Annotated in this window: 20 protein-coding genes; 2 read left to right on the top strand and 18 right to left on the bottom strand. The window is 55.8% G+C overall.

Annotated elements, in window-relative coordinates:
• Positions 1-295: 295 nt before the first annotated feature.
• The 15 genes from CDA56_RS18940 to CDA56_RS18860 form a co-directional block, all read right to left on the bottom strand.
• Positions 296-847 carry a tyrosine-type DNA invertase gene (locus CDA56_RS18940; protein ID WP_025106679.1) on the bottom strand — a complete coding sequence of 184 codons (552 nt, stop codon included), beginning with the start codon at positions 845-847 and terminating at the stop codon, positions 296-298.
• Positions 848-1,048: 201 nt separating this feature from the next.
• Positions 1,049-2,506 carry an NADH-quinone oxidoreductase subunit NuoN gene (gene nuoN / locus CDA56_RS18935; protein WP_004852828.1) on the bottom strand — a complete coding sequence of 486 codons (1,458 nt, stop codon included), beginning with the start codon at positions 2,504-2,506 and terminating at the stop codon, positions 1,049-1,051.
• Positions 2,507-2,512: 6 nt separating this feature from the next.
• Positions 2,513-4,042 carry an NADH-quinone oxidoreductase subunit M gene (nuoM, locus tag CDA56_RS18930; protein WP_004104059.1) on the bottom strand — a complete coding sequence of 510 codons (1,530 nt, stop codon included), beginning with the start codon at positions 4,040-4,042 and terminating at the stop codon, positions 2,513-2,515.
• Positions 4,043-4,205: 163 nt separating this feature from the next.
• Positions 4,206-6,047, bottom strand: a complete 1,842-nt coding sequence (gene nuoL, locus CDA56_RS18925) for an NADH-quinone oxidoreductase subunit L (protein ID WP_025106678.1) — start codon at positions 6,045-6,047, stop codon at positions 4,206-4,208.
• Positions 6,044-6,346, bottom strand: a complete 303-nt coding sequence (gene nuoK, locus CDA56_RS18920) for an NADH-quinone oxidoreductase subunit NuoK (RefSeq protein ID WP_004104062.1) — start codon at positions 6,344-6,346, stop codon at positions 6,044-6,046. Before nuoK ends, nuoL begins: the two co-directional genes overlap by 4 nt.
• Positions 6,343-6,897 carry an NADH-quinone oxidoreductase subunit J gene (nuoJ, locus tag CDA56_RS18915; RefSeq protein WP_014230252.1) on the bottom strand — a complete coding sequence of 185 codons (555 nt, stop codon included), beginning with the start codon at positions 6,895-6,897 and terminating at the stop codon, positions 6,343-6,345. Before nuoJ ends, nuoK begins: the two co-directional genes overlap by 4 nt.
• A gap of 10 nt (positions 6,898-6,907) precedes the next feature.
• Positions 6,908-7,450 (bottom strand): NADH-quinone oxidoreductase subunit NuoI, encoded by a 543-nt coding sequence (gene nuoI, locus CDA56_RS18910; protein ID WP_004104066.1) that lies wholly within the window; start codon positions 7,448-7,450, stop codon positions 6,908-6,910.
• Between the two features lie 14 nt (positions 7,451-7,464).
• Positions 7,465-8,442, bottom strand: a complete 978-nt coding sequence (gene nuoH / locus CDA56_RS18905; RefSeq protein WP_004104068.1) for an NADH-quinone oxidoreductase subunit NuoH — start codon at positions 8,440-8,442, stop codon at positions 7,465-7,467.
• Complete coding sequence (nuoG, locus tag CDA56_RS18900) at positions 8,439-11,165, bottom strand: NADH-quinone oxidoreductase subunit NuoG (protein WP_025106677.1); 2,727 nt, start codon at positions 11,163-11,165, stop codon at positions 8,439-8,441. The genes nuoH and nuoG overlap by 4 nt, the downstream gene beginning before the upstream one ends.
• A 32-nt stretch (positions 11,166-11,197) precedes the next feature.
• Complete coding sequence (nuoF, locus tag CDA56_RS18895; protein WP_004852841.1) at positions 11,198-12,535, bottom strand: NADH-quinone oxidoreductase subunit NuoF; 1,338 nt, start codon at positions 12,533-12,535, stop codon at positions 11,198-11,200.
• Positions 12,532-13,032: an NADH-quinone oxidoreductase subunit NuoE gene (gene nuoE / locus CDA56_RS18890; RefSeq protein WP_004104075.1), complete on the bottom strand. Its 501-nt coding sequence runs from the start codon at positions 13,030-13,032 to the stop codon at positions 12,532-12,534. The genes nuoF and nuoE overlap by 4 nt, the downstream gene beginning before the upstream one ends.
• A gap of 2 nt (positions 13,033-13,034) precedes the next feature.
• Positions 13,035-14,843, bottom strand: coding sequence for an NADH-quinone oxidoreductase subunit C/D (nuoC, locus tag CDA56_RS18885; protein ID WP_025106676.1), 1,809 nt, complete (start codon positions 14,841-14,843; stop codon positions 13,035-13,037).
• An 86-nt stretch (positions 14,844-14,929) separates the two neighbouring features.
• A complete protein-coding gene (gene nuoB, locus CDA56_RS18880; RefSeq protein ID WP_002913178.1) occupies positions 14,930-15,604 on the bottom strand; it encodes an NADH-quinone oxidoreductase subunit NuoB in 675 nt (224 codons plus the stop codon).
• A gap of 15 nt (positions 15,605-15,619) precedes the next feature.
• On the bottom strand, positions 15,620-16,066 hold the full coding sequence (gene nuoA, locus CDA56_RS18875; protein WP_004123140.1) for an NADH-quinone oxidoreductase subunit NuoA: 447 nt from the start codon (positions 16,064-16,066) through the stop codon (positions 15,620-15,622).
• A gap of 651 nt (positions 16,067-16,717) precedes the next feature.
• Positions 16,718-17,644 (bottom strand): LysR family transcriptional regulator, encoded by a 927-nt coding sequence (locus CDA56_RS18860; protein ID WP_014839121.1) that lies wholly within the window; start codon positions 17,642-17,644, stop codon positions 16,718-16,720.
• Positions 17,645-18,532: 888 nt separating this feature from the next.
• Between CDA56_RS18860 and alaA the strand changes: the two genes are divergently transcribed.
• Together alaA and yfbR are read left to right on the top strand one after the other, a co-directional pair.
• Positions 18,533-19,750, top strand: a complete 1,218-nt coding sequence (gene alaA / locus CDA56_RS18855; protein WP_004852849.1) for an alanine transaminase AlaA — start codon at positions 18,533-18,535, stop codon at positions 19,748-19,750.
• A gap of 87 nt (positions 19,751-19,837) precedes the next feature.
• Complete coding sequence (gene yfbR / locus CDA56_RS18850) at positions 19,838-20,437, top strand: 5'-deoxynucleotidase (RefSeq protein WP_102802944.1); 600 nt, start codon at positions 19,838-19,840, stop codon at positions 20,435-20,437.
• A gap of 52 nt (positions 20,438-20,489) precedes the next feature.
• On the opposite strand, the gene CDA56_RS18845 is transcribed toward yfbR, so the two are convergent.
• From CDA56_RS18845 to CDA56_RS18835, 3 genes are all read right to left on the bottom strand, one after another.
• A complete protein-coding gene (locus CDA56_RS18845; protein ID WP_014230256.1) occupies positions 20,490-22,322 on the bottom strand; it encodes an SLC13 family permease in 1,833 nt (610 codons plus the stop codon).
• Between the two features lie 76 nt (positions 22,323-22,398).
• A complete protein-coding gene (locus tag CDA56_RS18840) occupies positions 22,399-23,058 on the bottom strand; it encodes a sugar phosphatase (RefSeq protein WP_064357956.1) in 660 nt (219 codons plus the stop codon).
• Positions 23,059-23,069: 11 nt separating this feature from the next.
• A complete protein-coding gene (locus CDA56_RS18835; RefSeq protein ID WP_004123152.1) occupies positions 23,070-23,564 on the bottom strand; it encodes a YfbU family protein in 495 nt (164 codons plus the stop codon).
• Positions 23,565-23,622 lie beyond the last annotated feature (58 nt).

The raw sequence follows: 23,622 nt of genomic DNA, 5'->3' as shown, positions 1-23,622 counted from the left end.
GGTCATTATGTATCAATATGACCACTTCAATTAATTAGAATATAAATTGCCAGGGAAGGCGTTTTTGATTTCATATTTATCAGGAAAAATCCCAATAAACACGATAAAAAGCTAAAGAATGAGAGGCGGAACAAACCATACATAAAGCCAATTAAAACAATTAAAAAATAAATGACACCTATACTTAATATAACTATATGAAAATAATAGTAAAAAATATTGTTAATCATAAATTGACATTGTTACTACCTGTGGATAGCATAGGAGTCAGTTTGATACAAAATGACTATTCCGTTTACCAAACTTCTCTAAACCTCGCATCGTTACTGGCTGTATAGATAACCGTGTGCTGAATATTCCGGTGTCCAAGAAAGTCCTGAATTAATCGCGTATCCACCCCCTTATTAGCCAGCGCGAAACCGCATGCGTGGCGCAGCATATGCGGATGCGCGTTGATTTCCAGCTGGGCGACGAGGCTCAGGTTCTTCATCATCTGGTATATTCTCTGCCGGGATAAAGGCTGGCCATTTCGTGACAGAAAGAGCCAGCCAGAATTATTTCCGGGATAATTATCACGCACGCGCAGCCATTCGTTGAGTACCTTTACCTCTTGTTTATAAATAGGATGAGTGGTTGAAAAGCCGTTCTTCAGTCGACGAATATAAATGACCCCGCTTTGAATATCGATATCAGAGAGCTTCCAGTGACGAATTTCGCTCACTCGACAACCATGATTAAAACACATCCACAGTAAACAGACATCGCGCTCCGGGTTTGCTCCCCGCCTGGCCGCTTCAACCAAACGCTGAACCTCCCCGACAGTCAAATGCTTACGTCTTGTTTTCATTCACTTTCTCCATCTACAAAACACAATAGCGTGCGTAGTAATAATAGTACGGAAAATAAGAGGATGAGTGGAAACGTAAAGTGAGATTAATATGATAAAAAGCATGAATAATACGAAAAAGAGTAAAGAAAGCGCCTGGCGCTTTTGCGTAGATAAAAAAAGGACCGCCGAAGCGATCCTTTTCTCTGGCTAAAGATAGCATTACATCAGCGGCGTAGCCAATTGTACGATGCTGATGAGCGGCTGCGGCCAAACGCCCAGTACCAGCACCAGCAGCGCGGAGATGAGCACCACGATGCCTCCGGCGCTGTACTGCCAGTTAGACGGCGCATCGCGATTCAGTTTCTCCGGCGCGCTCAGATAGAGGCTTACCGCCACGCGCAGGTAGTAGTAGAGGCCAATCGCTGAACCCACCACTACCGCGCCGACCAGCCACCACAGGTGCGCATGCACACCCACCGCCAGCACGTAGAACTTACCGATAAAGCCCAGCGTCATCGGAATACCGGCAAGAGACAGCATCATCACCGTCATTACCGCCGACAGAATCGGACGATGCCAGAACAGGCCACGGTAGGAGTAGAGCGAATCGGCATCCGGGCCGCGGTACGGGCTGGACATCAGGCTCACCACGCCGAACGCGCCGAGGCTGCTGAACAGGTACCCTGCCAGATAAACGCCCACCGCTTCCATCGACATCTCACCGCTCTGCAGAGCAATTAGCGCCACCAGCAGATAGCCAAGATGAGAAATGGAAGAGTAGCCGAGCAGACGTTTAATATTGGTCTGGCTCAGGGCCATCAGGTTCCCGAAGATAATCGAAGCAAAGGCGATCAGGCCCAGCACCACGCGTACCGCCTCGCTGTCGCCCACCGGCATATAGAGGAACAGGCGCATGACCACGCCAAAGATGGCGATTTTACTGGCGGTCGCCAGGAAGGTGGAAACCGGAGCAGGCGCGCCCTGGTATACGTCCGGCGTCCACAGATGGAACGGCACCAGCGACAGCTTAAAGCCGAGACCGACAATCATCAGACCGAGACCAGCCAGCAGCAGCGGCTCGTGCAGCATGCCATCCGTCAGGCTCTTACCGAGCGCCAGGAAGGAGAGGTTACCGGAGTTGGCATACACCAGCGCCATACCGAACAGCAGAAACGAAGAGGCAACGGCGGACAGAATCGTATATTTGATACTGGCTTCCAGCGAACGTTTCTGGCGGAAGGCGTAGCCCACCAGGCCGAACAGCGGCAGCGAAATCAGCTCAATGCCGAGGAACAGCGCCGCCAGATGGTTAGCGCCCGCCAGCAGAATACCGCCCAGCGCGGCGATCAGCACCAGAAGATAGAACTCTTCTTTGTTGTCCTTGTAACCCTCAAGCCACGGGTAGGCGAAAGTACAGGTGGCGAGGCTCGCCAGCAGCACCAGCCCGGTATAGAGCATCGCGTATCCGTCAACGCGAATCAGCGGCGTGACGTCCATCGCTCCGTTCTGACCCACGAACCAGAGTGATATCAGCGCGGCGTTCAGGCCGAGAACCGACAGCGTGGCATTGAGGAAATGATTGCGTCGCCACGCAATGGAGAGCATCACAACCACCACCGTCAAGCCGACGATCAGCAGCGGTAGCAGTGCGATCAGTTGTTGTGGAGTTATTGTCATGGCGAATTACGGCCTTGTAGTAGAAACAGAATTAACAAACCACTGCTGAATGTTGCTCATCGCAGAGTGCGAGGTGTCCAGAATCGGCTGCGGGAAGAAGCCCAGCAGCACCAGCAGAACGACCAGCAGCAGGATGATCGACAGTTCACGCAGGGACATTCCCGGCAGCGCTTTCGCGGCGATTTCGCTTTTTGCTTTACCAAAGTACGCGCGATGCAGCATCGACAGCGAGTACACGGAAGCGAACACCAGACCAAAGGTCGAAATAACGGTGATCACCGGCACGGTTTTATAGCTGCCGAACAGAATCATAAATTCGCCGACGAAGTTACCGGTACCCGGCATCCCGAGGGTCGCGACCGCAAAGAACATCGACAGCGCAGGCAGCCACTTTATCTTGCTCCACAGACCGCCCATCTGACGCATATCGCGCGTATGCAGACGCTCGTAAAGCTGACCGCAAAGAATAAACAGGCCGGCAGCGGACAGACCGTGAGCAATCATCTGAATCACCGCGCCCTGATAAGCCAGCTGGCTGCCGGTGTAGATAGCAATCAGCACGAAGCCCATGTGGGAAACGGAGGTGTAAGCAATCAGACGCTTGATATCGTACTGGCTGAAGGCCATCCACGCGCCGTAGAAGATACCGATGACGCCCAGCCACATCGCGATGGGGGCAAATTCGGCGGAAGCGTTCGGGAACAGCGGCAGCGCAAAGCGCAGCAGGCCGTAGGCCGCGGTTTTCAACAGGATCCCCGCGAGGTCAACGGAACCCGCGGTCGGCGCCTGAGAGTGCGCATCCGGCAGCCAGCCGTGCAGCGGAACCACCGGCATTTTTACCGCGAAAGCGATAAAGAAGCCCAGCATCAGCAGGTATTCCACGCCGTGGGACATCGGCGTCTTCAGCAGCTCTTCATAGTTGAAGGTCCATACGCCGGTAGCGTTGAAGTGAACAAACGCCAGCGCCAGGATGGATATCAGCATCACCAGACCGCTCGCCTGGGTATAAATGAAGAACTTGGTTGCCGCCGTGATACGCGTTTTACCGTCGGAAGCCTTATGGCCCCACAGCGCGATCAGGAAGTACATCGGCACCAGCATCATTTCCCAGAAGAAGAAGAACAGGAACAGGTCGATAGCCAGGAATACGCCGATCACGCCGCCCAGGATCCACATCAGGTTAAGATGGAAAAACCCCTGATATTTCTCGATTTCGCGCCATGAACAGAGCACCGCCAGCACGCCCAGCAGCCCGGTCAGCACCACCATCAGCAGCGACAGACCGTCGATAGCCAGATGAATGCTAATCCCGAATCGCGGGATCCACGGCATCACGAATTCCGACTGCCACTGCGGAATACCGGTAGATTGCGTGAGAGAATAGCCGCCCTGCATCCACAACTGCAGGCCAAGCAGAAACGTCAATCCCATAGTGATCAGCGCGATCCAGCGCGGCATCTTCACGCCAAAGCGTTCAGTCTGCCAGCACAGGAAGCCGCCGATGAAGGGAATTAATATTAGCCAGGGTAATAACATGGCGATCTTTATTCCTTGTTAAAGTCCCGTTCAGGACCGATTTTCAACGAATTCTCACAGAAAATTCACTTCGGATTGCGGGTGTTATTGCCCGGCAGCGCTATGCTTGCCGGGCCTACTGCTTGTAAGTCGGGTTAACCGACAACGCCCACAATCCTCAAACTCAACGCAATACCATCAGCAGCGCCAGCACCACGACAGCGCCGATGCCCATAGAAGCCACATACCAGCGCAGATAGCCATTCTCGCTCACCACCAGGCCTTTGCCTGCGAAGCGGGAAAGGATCGCCGGAATGTTCATCAGGGCATTCAGCGGATCGCTCTTCAGCAGCCACGCCACGCCGAGGAACGGCTTAACGAACACCTTGTCATACAGCCAGTCAAAGCCCCAGGCGTTGTACCACCAGGTACCGAGCAGACGACCCGGCGCGCTGTTGGCAATCGACGTCACCAGCGTGCGTTTACCCAGCCACAGCCAGGCGGCAATCAGAATACCGGCGATAGCAATCACCCCGGAGGCAATTTCCAGCGTCATAACGCGTCCGTGTTCAAGCTCGGTGGTCTGCGGCAGTACGCCTTCCAGCGGCGGCACAATCAGCGCGCCAACGAAGGTCGAGAGCACCAGCAGCACAATCAGCGGCAGATGATGGGTAATCCCCTTCCCTGCGTGAGCGTGAATTTGTTCTTTGCCGTGGAACACGATGAAAATCATACGGAAGGTGTACAGGGAGGTCATAAACGCCCCGACCAGGCCGGCAACCATCAGATTCAGATGACCGTTCGCCATCGCGCCCGCCAGAATCTCATCCTTACTGAAGAAGCCTGCCGTCACCAGCGGCAGCGCGGACAGCGCCGCGCCCCCCACCAGGAAGCAGACGTATACCAGCGGAATAGACTTACGCAGGCCGCCCATCTTGAAGATATTCTGTTCGTGGTGGCAGGCCAGAATCACCGAACCGGACGACAGGAACAGCAGCGCTTTAAAGAACGCATGGGTCATCAGATGGAAAATCGCCGCATCCCACGCCTGCACGCCGAGCGCGAGGAACATGTAGCCAATCTGGCTCATGGTGGAATACGCGAGCACGCGTTTGATATCGGTCTGCACCAGCGCGGCGAAGCCTGCCAGCACCAGCGTTACCGCTCCGACGATACCCACCAGATGCAGAATTTCCGGGGTCATCAGGAACAGGCCATGGGTACGCGCAATCAGGTAGACGCCGGCGGTCACCATGGTGGCGGCGTGGATCAGCGCGGAGACCGGGGTTGGGCCGGCCATCGCGTCCGCAAGCCAGGTCTGCAACGGCAGCTGCGCGGATTTACCCACCGCGCCGCCCAGCAGCATCAGGGTTGCCCACCACAGCATGTTATTACCGGCTTCGAAGTGCGCAGGCGCCAGTTCGACCATTTCGCGGAAGTTCAGGGTGCCCAGCTCGTTGTAGAGAATGAACAGCGCGAACGCCAGGAACACGTCGCCGACGCGGGTCACCACAAAGGCTTTCATCGCCGCCGCGCCGTTCTTCGGATCGGTGTAGTAGAAGCCGATCAGCAGATAGGAGCACAGGCCCACGCCTTCCCAGCCAAGATACATCAGCAGCAGGTTATCAGCGAGCACCAGAACCACCATGCTGGCGATAAACAGGTTGGTATAGGCGAAGAAGCGAGAGTAGCCCTCTTCGCCGCGCATGTACCAGGAGGCGAACATATGGATCAGGAAGCCGACGCCGGTCACCACGGACAGCATGGTCAGAGAGAGACCGTCCAGCACCAGGTTGAAGCCGACGTTGAAGTCGCCCACCGACATCCAGGTCCACAGCGGCACGCTGACCGCCTGTTTGCCGTTGGCGAAGAAGTCAACGCCGACAAACGCCGTGACCAGCGCCGCCAGGCCTACCGAGCCTACCCCCACGGTGGCGGATAAGTTTTCCGACCAGCGGCCGCGAGAGAAGGCCAGCAAAACAAAGCCAATCAATGGCAAAAGAATGGTTAAGGCAAGCATGTTCATCCGCGCAACTCACTTACTGAATCGATGTTCAGGTTCTGGCGACGACGATGGAGCTGCAGCAGCAGCGCCAGGCCGATACTCGCTTCCGCGGCGGCGAGGGTGATGGCGAGGATATACATTATCTGGCCATCGGTCTGGCCCCAGTAGCTCCCTGCAACCACGAAAGCCAGCGCCGCGGCATTGATCATGATCTCCAGGCTAATCAGCATAAACAGCAGATTGCGGCGGATGACCAGCCCCGTCAGGCCGAGGACAAACAGGACAGAGGCGAGGATCAGTCCATGTGTTAAGGGGATCATGCGTGTTCCTCCGTTTTTCTTTTATCGCTGTCGTTCGGACGGTTGCTCAGCACTTCCCCGACGCGCTCTTCACGGCCGATATGGAAGGCAACAACCAGGCCCGCGAGCAGCAGCATGGAGGCCAGCTCCACCGCCAGAACGTACGGACCAAACAGCGCAATACCGACCTCTTTGGCGTTAATCGCCGCGCCGTCGATACCCTGATCGTTAATACCAAGGATGGCGTAAACGATAACCACCAGCAGTACCGCTGCGAGAATGGCCGGACCGATCCAGATCCCAGGTTTCAGCCACTGGCGCTCCTGCTCGATTTCGCTGCCGCCCAGGTTGAGCATCATCACCACGAACACGAACAGCACCATGATGGCCCCGGCGTAGACGATAATTTCCAGCGCACCGGCGAAATAAGCCCCTAAGGAGAAGAACACCCCGGCGATCGCCAACAGCGAAATGATCAGGTACAGCAGCGCGTGCACCGGATTGGTGTGGGTGATCACCCGCAGGGTTGCGAGGATGGCTATCAGGCCACAGATATAAAAAGCGAATTCCATTGCCCTCTCCTTACGGTAACAGGCTCTTGACGTCGATAGGCTTAGCTTCGTTCTCTGCTTCGCCCTTATCTTTGCCGTCGATTGCCATACCCGCCATCCGGTAGAAGTTATATTCCGGGTATTTACCCGGACCGGAAATCAGCAGATCCTCTTTTTCGTACACCAGATCCTGACGTTTGTATTCGCCCAGCTCAAAGTCCGGGGTCAACTGAATCGCCGTGGTCGGGCACGCTTCTTCGCACAGGCCGCAGAAAATGCAGCGCGAGAAGTTGATGCGGAAAAACTCCGGGTACCAGCGGCCGTCTTTGGTCTCCGCTTTTTGCAGAGAGATACAGCCTACCGGACAGGCTACCGCACACAGGTTACAGGCAACGCAGCGCTCTTCGCCGTCCGGATCGCGCGTCAGCACGATGCGGCCACGGTAGCGCGGCGGCAGATATACCGGCTCTTCCGGGTACATCCGAGTTTCACGTTTGGCAAAGGCGTGCATCCCGATCATGCAGATACTGCGGACCTGGGTGCCAAACCCTACCAATAATTCTTTTAAGGTCATGGTCAATTCACCCCTTATTGCGCCTGCCAGAGAATGACAGCCGCCGTTACCAACAAGTTGATCAGCGTTAACGGCAGGCATACCTTCCAGCCAAAGGACATTACCTGGTCATAGCGCGGACGCGGTAATGATGCGCGGATCAAAATGAACATCATCATAAAGAACGCGGTTTTCAGCGCGAACCAGATGAAAGGAGGTAACCATGGGCCATTCCAGCCGCCGAAGAACAGCGTCACAATCAGCGCCGATACGGTAACAATCCCGATATATTCACCGACGAAGAACAGACCGAACTTCATGCCGGAGTATTCGATGTGATAACCGTCAGCCAGCTCCTGTTCCGCTTCCGGTTGGTCAAACGGGTGACGGTGACATACCGCTACGCCCGCAATCGCAAAGGTCACGAAGCCGAAGAACTGAGGGATGACGTTCCACAGATGCGCCTGGTTGTTGACGATATCGGTCATGTTGAATGAACCGGCCTGCGCCACCACGCCCATCAGGGAAAGCCCGAGGAACACTTCGTAGCTCAGGGTCTGGGCAGAAGCACGCATCGCGCCAAGCAGCGAGTATTTGTTGTTGCTCGACCAGCCGGCGAACAGCACCGCATAGACCGCCAGACCTGCCATCATCAGGAAGAACAGGATCCCGATGTTCAGATCGGCCACCACCCACGTCGGGCTGACCGGCACAATGGCGAAGGCCAGCAGCAGCGAAGTAAAGGCAATCACCGGCGCCAGAGTAAAGATCACGCGATCCGAGAAGCGCGGAACCCAGTCCTCTTTAAAGAACATTTTGATCATGTCGGCGACGAGCTGCAGCGAACCGCCCCAGCCCACGCGGTTAGGCCCGTAACGGTTCTGGAACAGGCCCAGCAGACGACGTTCGCCAAAGCTCATAAACGCGCCGCAGGTCACCACCACCAGCAGAATCACCACCGCTTTAAGGATGCCTAACAGAATGTCGATGAGATCGGGAGTTAACCAACTCATGCTTTCGCCTCCTGCAGAGTATCAATACGCGCTCCGGTCAGCACCGGCGCAATCCCTGGCATGCCCATCGGTAAGCCAACCTGCCCTGCCGTCAGCCCCGCCGAGATTACCAGCGGCAGGCTAAGCGCCTGGCCATCAACGCTGAAGGAAACCATCGCCCCTTCGTTCACGCCAAGCTTCGCGGCATCTGCCGGGTTCAGCTTAACGTACGGCTGCGGCATGCGGCTCTGGAATACCGGAGCACGCTGCGACAGCTCGTCGCTGCCGAACAGATGGTAGTAAGGCGCGATACGCCATTTCCCTTCTTCAGCCTGGAAGCTTGCCGGTACCGCGGTAAAGTACTCAAGACCGCTGGCGGAGGCTTCAATCAGACGCACGCCCGGATCGCCGTGGCGCAGTTTACCGCCCACTTCATCCTGGAACTTGTTCCACGCCTGCGGGGAGTTCCAGCCCGGAGCCCATGCAAAGGGAATTTGCGAGCGCGGCGCGGACGGCTGGTTGTTCCCTTCCATGGAGAAGGCAAACATGGTGTCTTTATCCTGCGGCTGACGGGGTTCATGCACGCTGATGTTGGCGCGCATCGCCGTACGACCGCTATAGCGGTGCGGTTCACGGGCCAGCTTCTGACCGCGAATGCGGAAGGTCGCATCCGGCGCGGCGTCTTTGATACCGGCCAGCTGCGGTAGCGCGGCAATGGCGGCGTCAATCACGTGGTCCAGCTGCGTCCAGTCAACCTGGCGATTGTTAACGGTGCTGTGCAATGAGTGCAGCCAGCGCCAGCTTTCCAGCATCACGGTTTTCGCGTCGTAGTAGGCCGGGTCGTAAACCTGGAAGAAGCGCTGGGCGCGACCTTCGTTGTTGACCACGGTACCGTCGCTTTCCGCGAAGCTTGCCGCGGAGAGCACCAGATGCGCTTTTTCCATAATCGCGGTACGCTGATGGTCAACCACCATGACCAGCGGCGCTTTCGCCAGCGCCGCGTCAACGCGGGCGGCTGAAGCGTGGCGGTGCAGGTCGTTTTCCAGCACGATAACCGCATCGGCGTTACCGGTCTCCAGTTCGCTCAGCGCCTCTTCAAGCGAGCCGCCGCCGATCATCCCGAGTCCTACGCTGTTCACTGCCCGGGCGACCATGGTCACGCCAACGTCAGCGCCGCGGCCTTTCAGGGCTTTCGCCACGTTCGCGGCGGCCTGAATCACCTCGATGCTGCCGGCGTTGGTTCCGGAAACAATCAGCGGTTTTTTCGCTCCGGCTAACGCCTGAACGATCACGTCGATTTTGCCTTTCAGCTCGCTGCTCAGCCCTTCGACCGCCGGCGCGCTATCGTCCAGCGCGTGGGCGATGGCGAAGCCTAGACGCGCCTGATCTTCCACCGGCGCGCGGTAGGTCCATGCGGCGATATCATCAAGACGCGTGTCGTCGATATTGGTCACGAACAGCGGATGCTTCGCGCGCTGGCCGATGTTAAGGATCGCGGCGATCTGCCAGTCGGCGACTTTCTGCGCCGCCGCCATTTCACGCGCTTTGCCTTTCACCGCCTGACGCACCGCCAGCGCGATACGCGCGCCGGTCTGGGTGATGTCCTCACCGAGGATCAGCACCGCATCGTAGGATTCGATCTCGCGCAGCGCCGGGGTATGAATACCGCCTTCGCGCAGCACTTTCAGCATCATCTGCAGGCGCGCTTGTTCGCCCTTCGCGATGCCGGTATAGAAGTTTTCGGCGCCGACCAGCTCGCGCAGCGCAAAGTTGCTTTCAATGCTGGCGCGCGGGGAGCCGATACCAATCACCTTCTTCGACTGGCGCAGGATATCTGCCGCCCCCTGCATCGCCTGTTCGGCGTTGAGGGTGATCAGATCGTCGCCGCGGCGCTGAACCGGCTGACGCGGACGATCTTTCAGATTGACATAGCCATAGCCGAAACGACCGCGGTCGCAGAGGAAGTAGCGGTTAACGGTACCGTTATAACGGTTTTCGATACGACGCAGTTCGCCGTAGCGCTCGCCGGGGCTGATGTTACAGCCGATGGAACACTGCTGGCAGATGCTTGGCGCAAACTGCATGTCCCACTTACGGTTATAGCGCTCGGAGTGCGTTTTATCGGTAAAGACGCCGGTCGGACAGACTTCCACCAGGTTACCGGAGAACTCGCTTTCCAGCGTACCGTCTTCCGGACGGCCAAAGTAGACATTGTCGTGAGCGCCGTAGACGCCCAGGTCGGTACCGTCGGCATAGTCTTTGTAGTAGCGAACGCAGCGGTAGCAGGCGATGCAGCGGTTCATTTCGTGAGAGATGAACGGCCCCAGATCCTGGTTGCGGTGGGTACGCTTGGTAAAGCGGTAGCGACGGAAGCTATGACCGGTCATTACGGTCATATCCTGTAAGTGGCAGTTGCCGCCCTCTTCGCACACCGGACAGTCGTGCGGGTGGTTGGTCATCAGCCACTCAACTACGCTTTCGCGGAACTGCTTCGCTTCTGCGTCGTCGATGGAAATAAAAGTGCCGTCGGATGCCGGTGTCATACAGGACATCACCAGGCGGCCACGCGTGTCTTCCGCGTTCTGATATTGCTTCACCGCACACTGGCGGCAAGCACCAACGCTTCCCAGCGCCGGATGCCAGCAAAAGTAAGGAATATCAAGACCCAGAGAGAGACAAGCTTCTAACAGGTTGTCCGCTCCGTTGACCTCGTACTCTTTGCCGTCTACATGAATCGTAGCCATTAGCGTGCTTCCAAAATAAAAAAACCTTTAGATTACCAGCGCGTCTTAAGCAGGTTCGGCTGAATCCCGTTGATTGCATGGGTATTGCTGAACTGCTGTTTAATGCCAGCTTCGAATTCTTCGCGGAAATATTTAATCGCGCTCTGTAGCGGCTCAACCGCACCCGGCGCGTGCGCGCAGAAGGTTTTACCCGGACCGAGGAATCGACACAGTTGCTCAAGCGTCTCGATATCACCCGGCTGGCCTTCGCCGCGCTCGAGAGCGCGCAGAATTTTCACGCTCCACGGCAGACCGTCACGGCAAGGCGTACACCAGCCGCAGGACTCACGGGCAAAGAACTCTTCCAGGTTGCGTACCAGCGGCACCATGCCAATCTCATGGTCAACCGCCATCGCCAGCGCGGTGCCCAGACGGCTGCCCGCTTTACCAATGCTTTCGAATTCCATCGGCAGGTCGAGATGCGCTTCGGTCAAGAAGTCGGTGCCCGCGCCACCCGGCTGCCAGGCTTTGAACTTCAGGCCATCGCGCATGCCGCCCGCGTACTCTTCGAGGATCTCGCGCGCGGTGGTGCCGAACGGCAGCTCCCAGACGCCCGGATTCTTCACGCGGCCGGAGAAACCCATCAGCTTGGTGCCGGCGTCTTTACTGGTCGAAATGTTCTGATACCACTCGACGCCGTTGGCCAGAATCGCCGGGACGTTGCACAGGGTTTCAACGTTGTTTACGCAGGTCGGTTTGCCCCAGACGCCCGAGCTGGCCGGGAACGGCGGCTTCGAACGTGGGTTGGCGCGGCGGCCTTCGAGGGAGTTAATCAGTGCGGTTTCTTCGCCGCAGATATAGCGCCCTGCCCCGGTGTGCACAAACAGTTCGAAGTCAAAACCGGTGCCAAGGATATTTTTACCCAACAGGCCCGCTTCGGTCGCTTCGGCAATGGCCCGGCGCAGATGCTGCGCCGCTTCGATATATTCGCCGCGCAGGAAGATATAGCCGCGCCAGGCTTTCAGCGCGAACGCGGAGATCAGCATGCCTTCCACCAGCAGGTGCGGCAGCTGTTCCATCAGCAGGCGGTCTTTATAGGTGCCCGGCTCCATTTCATCGGCGTTACACAGCAGGTAACGGATGTTCATGGACTCGTCTTTCGGCATCAGGCTCCACTTCAGACCGGTGGAAAAGCCCGCGCCGCCGCGCCCTTTCAGGCCAGCGTCTTTTACCGCAGTGACGATTTCATCCGGCGCCATGCCGGAGAGCGCTTTACGCGCCCCGGCGTAGCCGTTTTTACTCTGGTATTCATCCAGCCATACCGGCTGTTTGTCGTCGCGCAGACGCCAGGTTAACGGATGGGTTTCGGCAGTACGAATAATGGTTTTCATTTATACCGCTCCAGGAGGTCAGGAATCGCTTCCGGCGTCAGATAACTGTGAGTGTCCTCATCAATCATCATGGTCGGCCCCTTGTCGCAGTTGCCCAGGCAGCAGGTCGGCAGCAGGGTGAAGCGGCCATCAAAGGTGGTTTGACCCGGTTTGATATCCAGCTTCTTCTCAATCGCCGACTGAATGCCCTGGAACCCGGTGATGTGGCACACCACGCTGTCGCAGTAGCGAATCACGTGACGGCCCACCGGCTGGCGGAAAATCTGGCTGTAGAAGGTCGCAACGCCTTCTACGTCGCTGGCCGGGATCCCCAGCACATCGGCGATAGCGTAGATTGCGCCGTCCGGCACCCAGCCGCGCTGCTTCTGAACGATCTTCAGCGCTTCAATGGACGCCGCACGCGGGTCTTCGTAGTGGTGCTTCTCGTGCTCAATCGCCTCACGCTCTGCCGCACTCAGCTCAAAAGCCTCGGTTTGTGGTTGTTGATTCTCGTGCATAATTAGCGGTCCACGTCTGACATAACAAAATCGATACTACCCAGATAGACAATCAGGTCGGAGACCAGACTGCCGCGAATAGCGGCCGGGATCTGCTGCAGGTGCGCGAAGCTTGGCGTGCGCACGCGGGTGCGGTAGCTCATGGTGCTGCCGTCGCTGGTCAGGTAGTAACTGTTAATACCCTTGGTCGCTTCAATCATCTGGAAGGATTCTTGCGCCGGCATGACCGGGCCCCAGGAAACCTGCAGGAAGTGCGTAATCAGGGTTTCGATATGCTGCAGCGTGCGCTCTTTTGGCGGCGGCGTCGTCAGCGGATGATCCGCCTTGAACGGGCCTTCCGGCATGTTATCGAGGCACTGCTGAAGAATGCGCAGGCTCTGGCGCAGCTCTTCCACTTTCAGCATCACGCGGGTGTAGCAGTCGGAGACGCCACCGCCGGTCGGGATCTCAAAGTCGAAGTTTTCATAGCCAGAATAGGGACGCCATTTACGTACGTCGAAGCCGATGCCGGTCGCGCGCAGGCCCGCGCCGGTGGTGCCCCACTCCAGCGCTTCTTTGGCGTTGTAGGCGGCAACCCCTTTCGAACGACCGATCAGGATGGTGTTGCGCAGCGCGGCTTTCTCATAGGAATCCAGACGCTTCGGCATCCACTCGAGGAATTCGCGCAGCAGGCGATCCCAGCCGCGGGGCAGGTCGTGCGCGACGCCGCCGATGCGGAACCAGGCCGGGTGCATACGGAAACCGGTGATCGCTTCCACCAGATCGTAGATCTTTTGACGGTCGGTAAAGGCAAAGAACACCGGCGTCATCGCCCCGACGTCCTGAATAAAGGTGGAGATGTACAGCAGATGGCTGTTGATACGGAACAGCTCGGAGAGCATCACGCGGATCACGTTGACGCGATCCGGCACGGTTATTCCCGCCAGTTTCTCAACCGCCAGCACGTAAGGCATTTCGTTAACGCAGCCGCCGAGATATTCAATACGGTCGGTATACGGAATGTAGCTGTGCCAGGACTGGCGCTCGCCCATTTTCTCGGCGCCGCGGTGGTGGTAGCCGATATCTGGCACGCAGTCGATGATCTCTTCGCCATCAAGCTGCAGAATAATACGGAACGCACCGTGAGCGGAGGGGTGGTTCGGGCCGAGGTTAAGGAACATGAAGTCCTCGTTTTCGGTCCCGCGCTTCATGCCCCACTCTTCCGGTTTGAAGGTCAGCGCTTCCATTTCCAGATCCTGTTTGGCTTTGGTCAGCTCAAACGGGTCAAATTCGGTGGCGCGCGCCGGGTAGTCTTTACGCAGCGGGTGACCTTCCCAGGTCGGCGGCATCATGATGCGGCGCAGATTCGGGTGACCATCGAAGGTCACGCCAAACATCTCCCAGGTTTCACGCTCATACCAGTTGGCGTTAGGGAACAGTTTGGTGAAGGTCGGCAGATGCAGATCGTTTTCAGACAAGGCAACCTTGAGCATGATGTCGCGGTTGCGGTCTATTGAAATCAGATGATAGAAAACGGAAAAATCCGCGGCGGGTAAACCGTCGCGGTGCGTGCGCAGACGTTCATCCATGCCGTGCAGGTCAAACAGCATCACGTAAGGCTTCGGCAATTTCCTCAGGAAATCACCCACCTCAAGCAGCTGTTCACGCTTCACCCAAACCACCGGAACGCCGGTGCGGGTTGGCTGAACGGTAAAGGCATCCGGCCCAAAACGGTTGCGCAGTTCGCCGATCACCGGGTCATCAAGGTGATCGCGGGTTTGCCAGGCTGGTGCGGCGTCATGCGCGGTTAAATCGGTCATATTGTTCACCATTGCAAAAGGTCCGTGGTGACTGCCGGCGAGGCTTCGCGCTGTAGTAGATTGATTTGCGAAGTTTTTATCCCGCCCGCAGGCGCAAGTTAAATCTCGTCCGGAGTCCGCAGATTGGTCACTGCAATACGTTCGCCGCGTTTACGCTCGCGTTCCGACTGCATATTGGCGCGGTACACGCCCTGATCGCCAACCACCCACGAGAGCGGACGGCGTTCTTTACCAATGGATTCCTGCAGCAGCATCAGCGCCTGCATATAAGCTTCCGGACGCGGCGGGCAGCCCGGGATGTAAACATCGACCGGAATAAACTTATCCACGCCCTGGACGACAGAGTAAATATCGTACATTCCGCCGGAGTTGGCGCATGCGCCCATCGAGATAACCCACTTCGGCTCCAGCATCTGGTCATAAAGACGCTGAATGACCGGCGCCATTTTGGTAAAGCAGGTGCCGGCAACCACCATCAGGTCAGCCTGACGCGGGGAGGCACGTAATACTTCTGCACCAAAGCGCGCAACGTCATGCACCGCGGTGAATGACGTCACCATTTCCACGTAGCAGCAAGAAAGGCCGAAGTTGTAAGGCCAGATTGAGTTCTTACGGCCCCAGTTCACCATGTCATGCAAGGCGTGTTCGAGTTTCCCCATATACACGCTTTTATTGACTTCTTGCTCCAGGGGGTCGGTTACGATCTCCTGTTTTTGCAGGGGGTAACGGTCGTTCTCACCGTTAGGATCGATGCGGGTGAGCGTATAATCCATCTTATTGCCTCGCTTTTACTGCGTATGACGGTTAGTGGGACTGTCTGTTTCCGGGTTAACCAGCGTGCGACGGGAGCGCGCAGGCGTCCAGTCCAGTGCGCCGATACGAACGAGGTAAACCAGACCAGCCAGTAGCACTAAAATGAAAATTGCGGCTTCCACAAAGCCGACCCAGCCGCTTTCACGGATAGAAGTCGACCATGCGTAGAGATACAGGGCTTCCACGTCGAAGATAACGAAGAACATGGCAACCAGATAAAACTTCGCAGAAAGACGTAAGCGAGCCGAACCGACGGAGTCGATCCCGGATTCAAACGGCGTGTTCTTGCTTCGCGCGCGCGCGCGTCCGCCAAGGTACCAGCCGCCGACGAGCATCAGGCAGCACAGGCCGATAGCGATGATGAGAAATATAGCGAATGCCCAATGATGAGCGATGACTTCAGTGGATGTTGACATACGCATTGCTTAACCAAAAAAGTGTAGCGCTAAAACCCTCTGCTCTTACTGGCAGATGAACGCCACAGCGTTTCACGGGGAGGAATAAAAAAATAGCCGTGCAAAAAAGCGTCCCTGGGTGATGTGGAAGGCCAGTTGCGGTGGCTTTTTACTCCTTTCATTAACCTTTTGTCAACTTTAACAAAAGTTTTCACAACATTAATTTACATTGGATTTTTTTCATTAACATTAAATGCCCTTTCATGCGGAATAACCTTGCATACTGTTCGGCTTTAGTGTTGTTGAATCGTGTCCGTTTCCGCCGTAAATCAAAATTACCCGCCTATTTTGACAGGATTCAGACACGATTCCTCCCCCTAAGGAGGGGTATTTTCTTGATCTGCGACACGCTTTTGTTAATTCAACCAAGAAAACAGCAACAAACCAGATGGTTTTTTAACATTAGCAGGAAGTATTGAAAGTGCAGAGAAAAGTCGAGAAATGAGAGGAGGAGCAGATCTAACTTACTGATTTAGCTCAAAAGAAATCAACAAAAGTTTCTATTAATCAATAAAATTTGAAAAAAACGAACCGCAGCGGCAATTTCACACGTCTGGGGTTAGTTTTTACACTTACATTTTGTTACCAGTTTTTGTGATGTTTGTTAGCTTTTCCCGCTCAGGAAATAAGGGAATTATCTCCCCCTTCGGGAGTATAAACGCGTTGCGTTGACCACGGCTGGTACTCTGCGCTCAGCGACTGAAAAATGGCCTGCGTCAGCTCGCTTGCCTTTTGCGGATTGCAGTTCAGCATGTAGCGGGTATCCGGCAGCACGGGTAAACCGTCACTCCGGCCCGGTACGCGAAATTCGGGGCTCATCATCTCTACTGGCTGCGCGGTCACGCCAAGCCCGGCTTTCACCGCCGCCTTCACCCCCGCCATTGAGCTTGCCGCATGGGAAAGATGCCACGCAACGCCGGCGGCGTTGAGTACCTCAACGATCTCTTCCCGAAACGGATCCGGGGCATCCAGCAAAACAAGCGGGACAGACTCGCCCTGAGGGAGGACATAATCCGCTGCGCAGTACCACAGCGTTGGCGACGTGCGCAGCGTCAGCATGTCAGAACCCTTGGTTTGTCGGGTCGTCAGCGCAAGATCGATTGCCCCGCTCTTCAGCATATCGACGATATCAAGGTGTTTGAGGACTTTGATTTCCAGCGTCAGCCTGGGATAAAAACTACCAATCCGGTTTAACAGGCACGGTAAAATGGTATCCGCCGTCTCATCAGAGGCTCCCACGGTCAGCGTTCCCTGCAGGCTGCCAAACATGAGCGACATACAGGCTTCATCATTAAAGCGCAGAATTTTCCGCGCATAGCCCAGCAGCTGAATGCCCTGCTCGGTCAGAAGCTTATTGCGCCCGTGGCGAGCAAACAGCTCTTTGCCAACCAGCTGCTCCAGCCGCTGCATCTGCTGGCTCACCGCTGACTGGGTCCGGCGCACCGCGACGGCGGCAGCGGCAAAGGTACTGAGATCGGCGACGGCAACAAAGGTTCTCAAGAGATCGAGGTCTAAATTTAGTATCGAACGATTTTCATTTATCATATTTGCTTCACATTCAGGCGGCTAATGCTTACCTGCCTTGTTGATGCTGTGCTCCAGGCTTCCGGCTAATCCTTAAGCTTCGCGTTACCCGCCAGAGACGGACGGATGAACAACTGGACGAACGTTATTGCATTAGAAAGCACTCATCCGCAGCAAATGCGCGGAATTTCAGAGTAATATTTTGCTCGTACGCCTAAGCGCTTTTAATTACGACGCATTTGTTTTTGTGATGTGACGCAAAAAAATAGCCGTCAATGACCATTGTCTGCATCCTCACCGGCGACAAACCTTGCCATCGGGATCAGGCAGAACAAAAACCTGCAATAACAATGTATTAATAAAGAAATAAGCTACCTGGCATAGCCATATGTCGGTATTAACGGCGATATTCTAACCTAAAACCACAATATTTATAAGCGTTAATCAGTATTATCTCAGGCCACTTTAAATGCTGGTCAGCACTTTAATTAAATTAACAGATCTAAGAATATTCCTTGCATAAAATAAAACTCATTTAGCTATTAAATACTTTCATTAAAAATATCTAGCAAAGTTGTTACAACCTTCAGCGTATTGTGAATTAAACGTTCACCAGACGATGATTCGTTTTACGCGCAAAAAACAAGCGCCGGTCCTCTTTAAATCAACAAACCAGATAAACGTTCGCCAAAACACCACCAGGCACAATATAAGACCATCAATAAAAGTATTAAAGGTGTAATGTATAAACAAAAGCGCAGCTCACCAGACAAATTGATTAAACCAAAAAGCGATGAATAGCAAAATCTTCTCCTGTTAACCCTTCAAAACAGCGGGGAGGCGGAGTACATTATTCCGTGCTGACTTCCACGGCAGGGAGTGGCGATAACAGCTAAAAGGTCAAGGTTCATGTCCCCCATCGAAAAATCCAGCAAGTTAGATAACGTCTGTTACGACATCCGCGGCCCGGTTCTGAAAGAGGCGAAACGCCTTGAAGAAGAAGGCAATAAAGTCCTGAAGCTGAACATCGGCAACCCAGCGCCGTTTGGCTTTGACGCGCCTGACGAGATCCTCGTTGACGTTATCCGCAACCTCCCTACCTCGCAGGGCTACAGTGATTCAAAGGGCCTCTATTCCGCCCGTAAGGCCATCATGCAGCATTACCAGGCCCGCGGTATGCGTGATGTGACGGTCGAAGATATCTATATCGGTAACGGCGTTTCGGAGCTTATCGTCCAGGCCATGCAGGCGCTGCTGAACAGCGGCGATGAAATGCTGGTCCCGGCGCCGGATTATCCGCTGTGGACCGCCGCGGTCGCGCTTTCCAGCGGTAAAGCGGTGCACTATCTTTGCGATGAGTCTTCCGACTGGTTCCCGGACCTCGACGATATCCGCGCGAAAATCACCCCGCGTACCCGCGGCATCGTGATTATCAACCCGAATAACCCAACCGGCGCGGTGTACTCAAAAGAGCTGCTGATGGAGATCGTCGAGATCGCCCGCCAGCATAACCTGATTATTTTCGCCGATGAGATCTACGATAAGATCCTCTACGATGAAGCGCAGCACCACTCAATTGCGCCGCTGGCCCCGGATCTGCTCACCGTTACCTTTAACGGCCTGTCAAAAACCTACCGCGTTGCCGGCTTCCGCCAGGGCTGGATGGTGCTGAACGGGCCGAAGAAACACGCAAAAGGCTATATCGAAGGCCTGGAGATGCTGGCCTCTATGCGCCTGTGCGCCAACGTCCCGGCCCAGCATGCGATCCAAACAGCTCTCGGCGGCTATCAGAGCATCAGCGAATTTATTGTTCCCGGCGGACGCTTGTATGAACAGCGTAATCGCGCCTGGGAGCTGATTAACGACATTCCGGGCGTCTCGTGCACTAAGCCGAAAGGCGCGCTGTATATGTTCCCGAAAATCGACGCTAAACGCTTTAATATTCACGATGACCAGAAGATGGTGCTCGATTTTCTGCTGCAGGAGAAAGTCCTGCTGGTTCAGGGTACCGCCTTTAACTGGCCGTGGCCGGACCACGTGCGTATTGTGACCCTTCCGCGCGAAGACGATCTTGAAATGGCAATTACCCGTTTCGGGCGTTTCCTTTCCGGCTACCACCAGCTCTGATTTTATCTGTCCAGCCGCCGGGATTTGCATCCGGCGGCAATCCCTGCGCACAATGGCACCCGACGTCGTAACTGATTAAGGGTTCCTATGAGTCAGAGTCATTTCTTTGCCCACCTCTCCCGCCTGAAACTGATCAACCGCTGGCCGCTGATGCGTAATGTGCGCACCGAAAACGTCTCCGAACACAGCTTACAGGTCGCGATGGTGGCCCATGCGCTGGCGGCGATCAAAAATCGTAAATTCGGCGGCCGGGTTAACGCCGAACGCATCGCGCTGCTGGCGATGTATCACGATGCCTCGGAAGTCCTGACCGGCGACCTGCCGACGCCGGTAAAATATTTCAATTCGCAGATCGCGCAAGAGTACAAAGCCATCGAAAAAATCGCCCAGCAGAAGCTGGTCGATATGGTTCCTGATGAACTGCGCGACATTTTTGAACCGCTGATCGATGAACATCACTACAGCGAAGAGGAAAAATCCCTTGTCAAGCAGGCGGATGCGCTTTGCGCCTACCTGAAGTGTCTGGAAGAGCTATCGGCGGGGAACAATGAATTTCTGCTGGCCAAAGGCCGCCTTGAGAAAACGCTGGAATCGCGCCGCAGCACAGAGATGGACTACTTTATGCAGGTGTTCGTCCCGAGCTTCCATCTTTCCCTCGATGAAATCAGCCAGGATTCGCCTTTATAACCCCACACTTCCCCGGCCAGCGTCAGCCTGACCGGGGAAGGATGCCGCTGAATCAGAACGGAAACAGCACCGGGATCAGCAGGACGCACACCACCATCACCAGGAGGGTGAACGGCACGCCGATTTTGACAAAATCGCTGAATGAATATTTCCCCGGCCCCAGCACCAGGGTGTTCACCGGCGACGATACCGGGGTCATAAACGCCGCCGAGGCCGCCATGGCGACCACCATCGCAAAGGGATAAGGCGAAACGCCCATCGACTTTGCCGCGGCCAGCGCAATGGGCGCCATCAGCACCGCGGTGGCGGTATTGGAAATAAACAGGCCGATAGCCGCGCACATCACAAACAGACAGCCAAGCATCAGGTATGGTCCTTTACTCCCCGCCACATCCATGAGTCCCTGAACCACCAGATCCACGCCGCCGGTTTTCTGCAGCGCCAGAGCAAAAGGCATCATTCCGACAATCAAGATAATGCTCGGCCAGTGGATAGCTTTATAGGCGCTCTCGGCGTTAATACAGCGGAATTTCCCCATCAGCAGGCAGGCAATGATGGCCGCTATAGGGTTAGGAATTTCGTCAGTCAGCATCAGCGCGACCATCAGCACCAGACAGAAAATCGCGTGCGGCGCCTGGCTATGCGCCGGCGAGGCGTCGTTGACCTCGATGGGCATATTCAGCACCACAAAGTCACGGCCCCGCTTAGCCAGCAGCGCTATCTGCCGCCAGTTGCCCACCACCAGCATGATATCGCCAAGCTGCAAGGCTTCATCGGTCACCGCGCCGTCAAGGGCTTTGCCATCGCGTTTCAGCCCCACGATGTTCAAATCGAAACGGGTACGAAAGGCGATTTCGCGCACCGACTTGCCAATCAGTTCTGAATCCGGGATCAGAGAGACTTCCGCCATCCCCACGTCCAGCGCCTGATCGGAAAAATATTCGCCGCGCAGCACCATCGGTTCGAGCATCTGCTCGCCGCAGAACTGGCGCAAATCCACGTCCGAGGCCGACATATCGATCAGCAAGACGTCGCGGGCGCGGAATTCCGATACGCCGTTAACGTTAACGATAACCCGCCGAAAGCGCCGCCAGCGCTCAACGCCGATAACGTTCGCCCCGTAGCGCTCGCGTAGCTTCAGGTCGTCCAGGCGCTGGCCAATCATCGGCGAGCCGGGGCGTATGGCCAGGCGGCGCGCGCGCCCCGTGAGATGATAATCTTTAATGAGATCGCGGAAGGTGCTTCTTTTTCGGCCATCTCGCGCTTGCTCGCCCTCTTCCCCTTTGAGCATAAAGCGCATCACCAGCATATAGAAAACGCCCAGAACCAGCACCACCAGACCTATCGGCGTAACGCTAAAAAAGCTGAATCCTTGCAGCCCTTCGCGTAAAAGTTCGCTGTTAACGACCAGGTTGGGCGGTGTGGCCACCAGGGTCATCATCCCGCTGATAAGTCCGGCAAAACTGAGCGGCATCATCAACCGCGAAGGGGAGGTGTTCATGCGCATCGACACGCTGAGCACCACGGGGATAAAAATGGCCACCACGCCGGTCGAGCTCATAAACGCCCCTAATCCGGCAACGGTTAACATCAAATAGACCAGCATTTTGGTTTCGCTGTTGCCGGCAACCTTCACCAGCCAGGAGCCCATTTTGGTGGCGACCCCGGTGCGCACCAGCCCATCGCCAATAATAAAAAGCGCGGCAATAAGAATAACGTTAGGATCGCTAAAGCCGGAGAAGGCCTCGCTGAGCGTTAAAGTGTCGCTGAGGACGAAAGCGACAATCACCAGCAATGCGATAGCGTCCATGCGCACTTTTCCGGTGGCAAAGAGCACGACGGCTACGGCAAGAAGAGATAACACCCAAATCAATTCACCGTTCACAACTTATCCTTGTCAGAAGATGGAGTTGGAAGTCTGGCATAAAAAAGCCCCGCCGGCGCGGGGCTAAATCATGAGATTAATCTTTAAGGATAATATTCACGTTGCCGTCAGGCAGGCGTTCAACCTGCAGGCTCTCCAGCGTCGTTAATACTAAATCCGCTTCATCAAGACGCGGCGCATCGGCGGGCACATTGACCGCGATGGTGCGACAGCCGGCATTCAGCCCGGCGAGCAGACCGGCAGGCGCATCCTCCACGACGGCGCAATCCCCCGGCGCCAGCCCCAACAGTTCAGCCCCCAGCAGGTAGGCGTCCGGTGCGGGTTTCCCGTGCTTTACGCGCTCGGCGGTAACAAAAACCTTCGCCTCAGGCAGCCCCGCGGCACGATGACGAGCGTGGGCGACGGGTATCGACCCCGACGTCACGATCGCCCACGGAATCCCCGCGCGATCGAGCGTCCTGAGCAACGCCACCGCGCCCGGCAGCGCCGTTACGCCATCCGTATCCGTTGCTTCTACCGTTTCCAGCAGGCTGAACTCTGCCTGAATCTCCTCTTCGCTGCGGCCGGGGAGAAAATGACGCAACGAGGTTATCGCCTGTTTGCCATGAATGAAGTTCAGCACTTCATCATGAGGGATACTGAACCGATCCGCCCATTTGCACCACGAACGCTCCACAACCGGCAGCGAATCGACCAATGTCCCGTCAAGATCAAACAGGAAACCTTTACACTGCACGGGAACCTCCATCAGGCGTTGATAATTTGGTTAATTTCGTTACTGCTTAAATGGTACTGACGCGGGCAGGAGTGCCAGGTGCTCAGCATGCGCTGGTATTTTTCCCACATCGGGGTCTGGGAGTTAAAACCGTGAGTGCCGGCGTCAAAGTGGCTGTAGCGCCCTTCAACGTTAACCATAAAGCGAACATAGCCGAGATAGCGGGCTTCGGTCGCCACGTCGAAGCCGAGGAAGGTGACCCGACGCTCGTCAATTCCGCTGGCATCCTTCAGGTTCGTCCAGGAGACATGCAGCGCGTGATACATCTCCATGATATCAATGATGGTACGACACGTTTCCTCAGTAAGCTGGCCAAACTCGCGGTCCAGCTCGCGCATCTGCAGCCCGTATCCACGCTCAATGATGGTCTGCAGGCGGCGGTAACGTTCAGCGTTGTCCGGATCGAGCATCGTCATCATTTTGTATTGATTCGACAGAATCAGACGCTGCGCATTGGTCATTTCCATTTTTGACTCCTGTGGCACTTTTACGACGTGAAAAAAGAAGGCGCATAATTCATGCGCC

This window comes from Klebsiella michiganensis, from assembly GCF_002925905.1.
Lineage (GTDB): Bacteria > Pseudomonadota > Gammaproteobacteria > Enterobacterales > Enterobacteriaceae > Klebsiella > Klebsiella michiganensis.
Note: the sequence above shows the minus strand (reverse complement) of the source record. Positions and strands in the feature narration are given on the sequence as shown.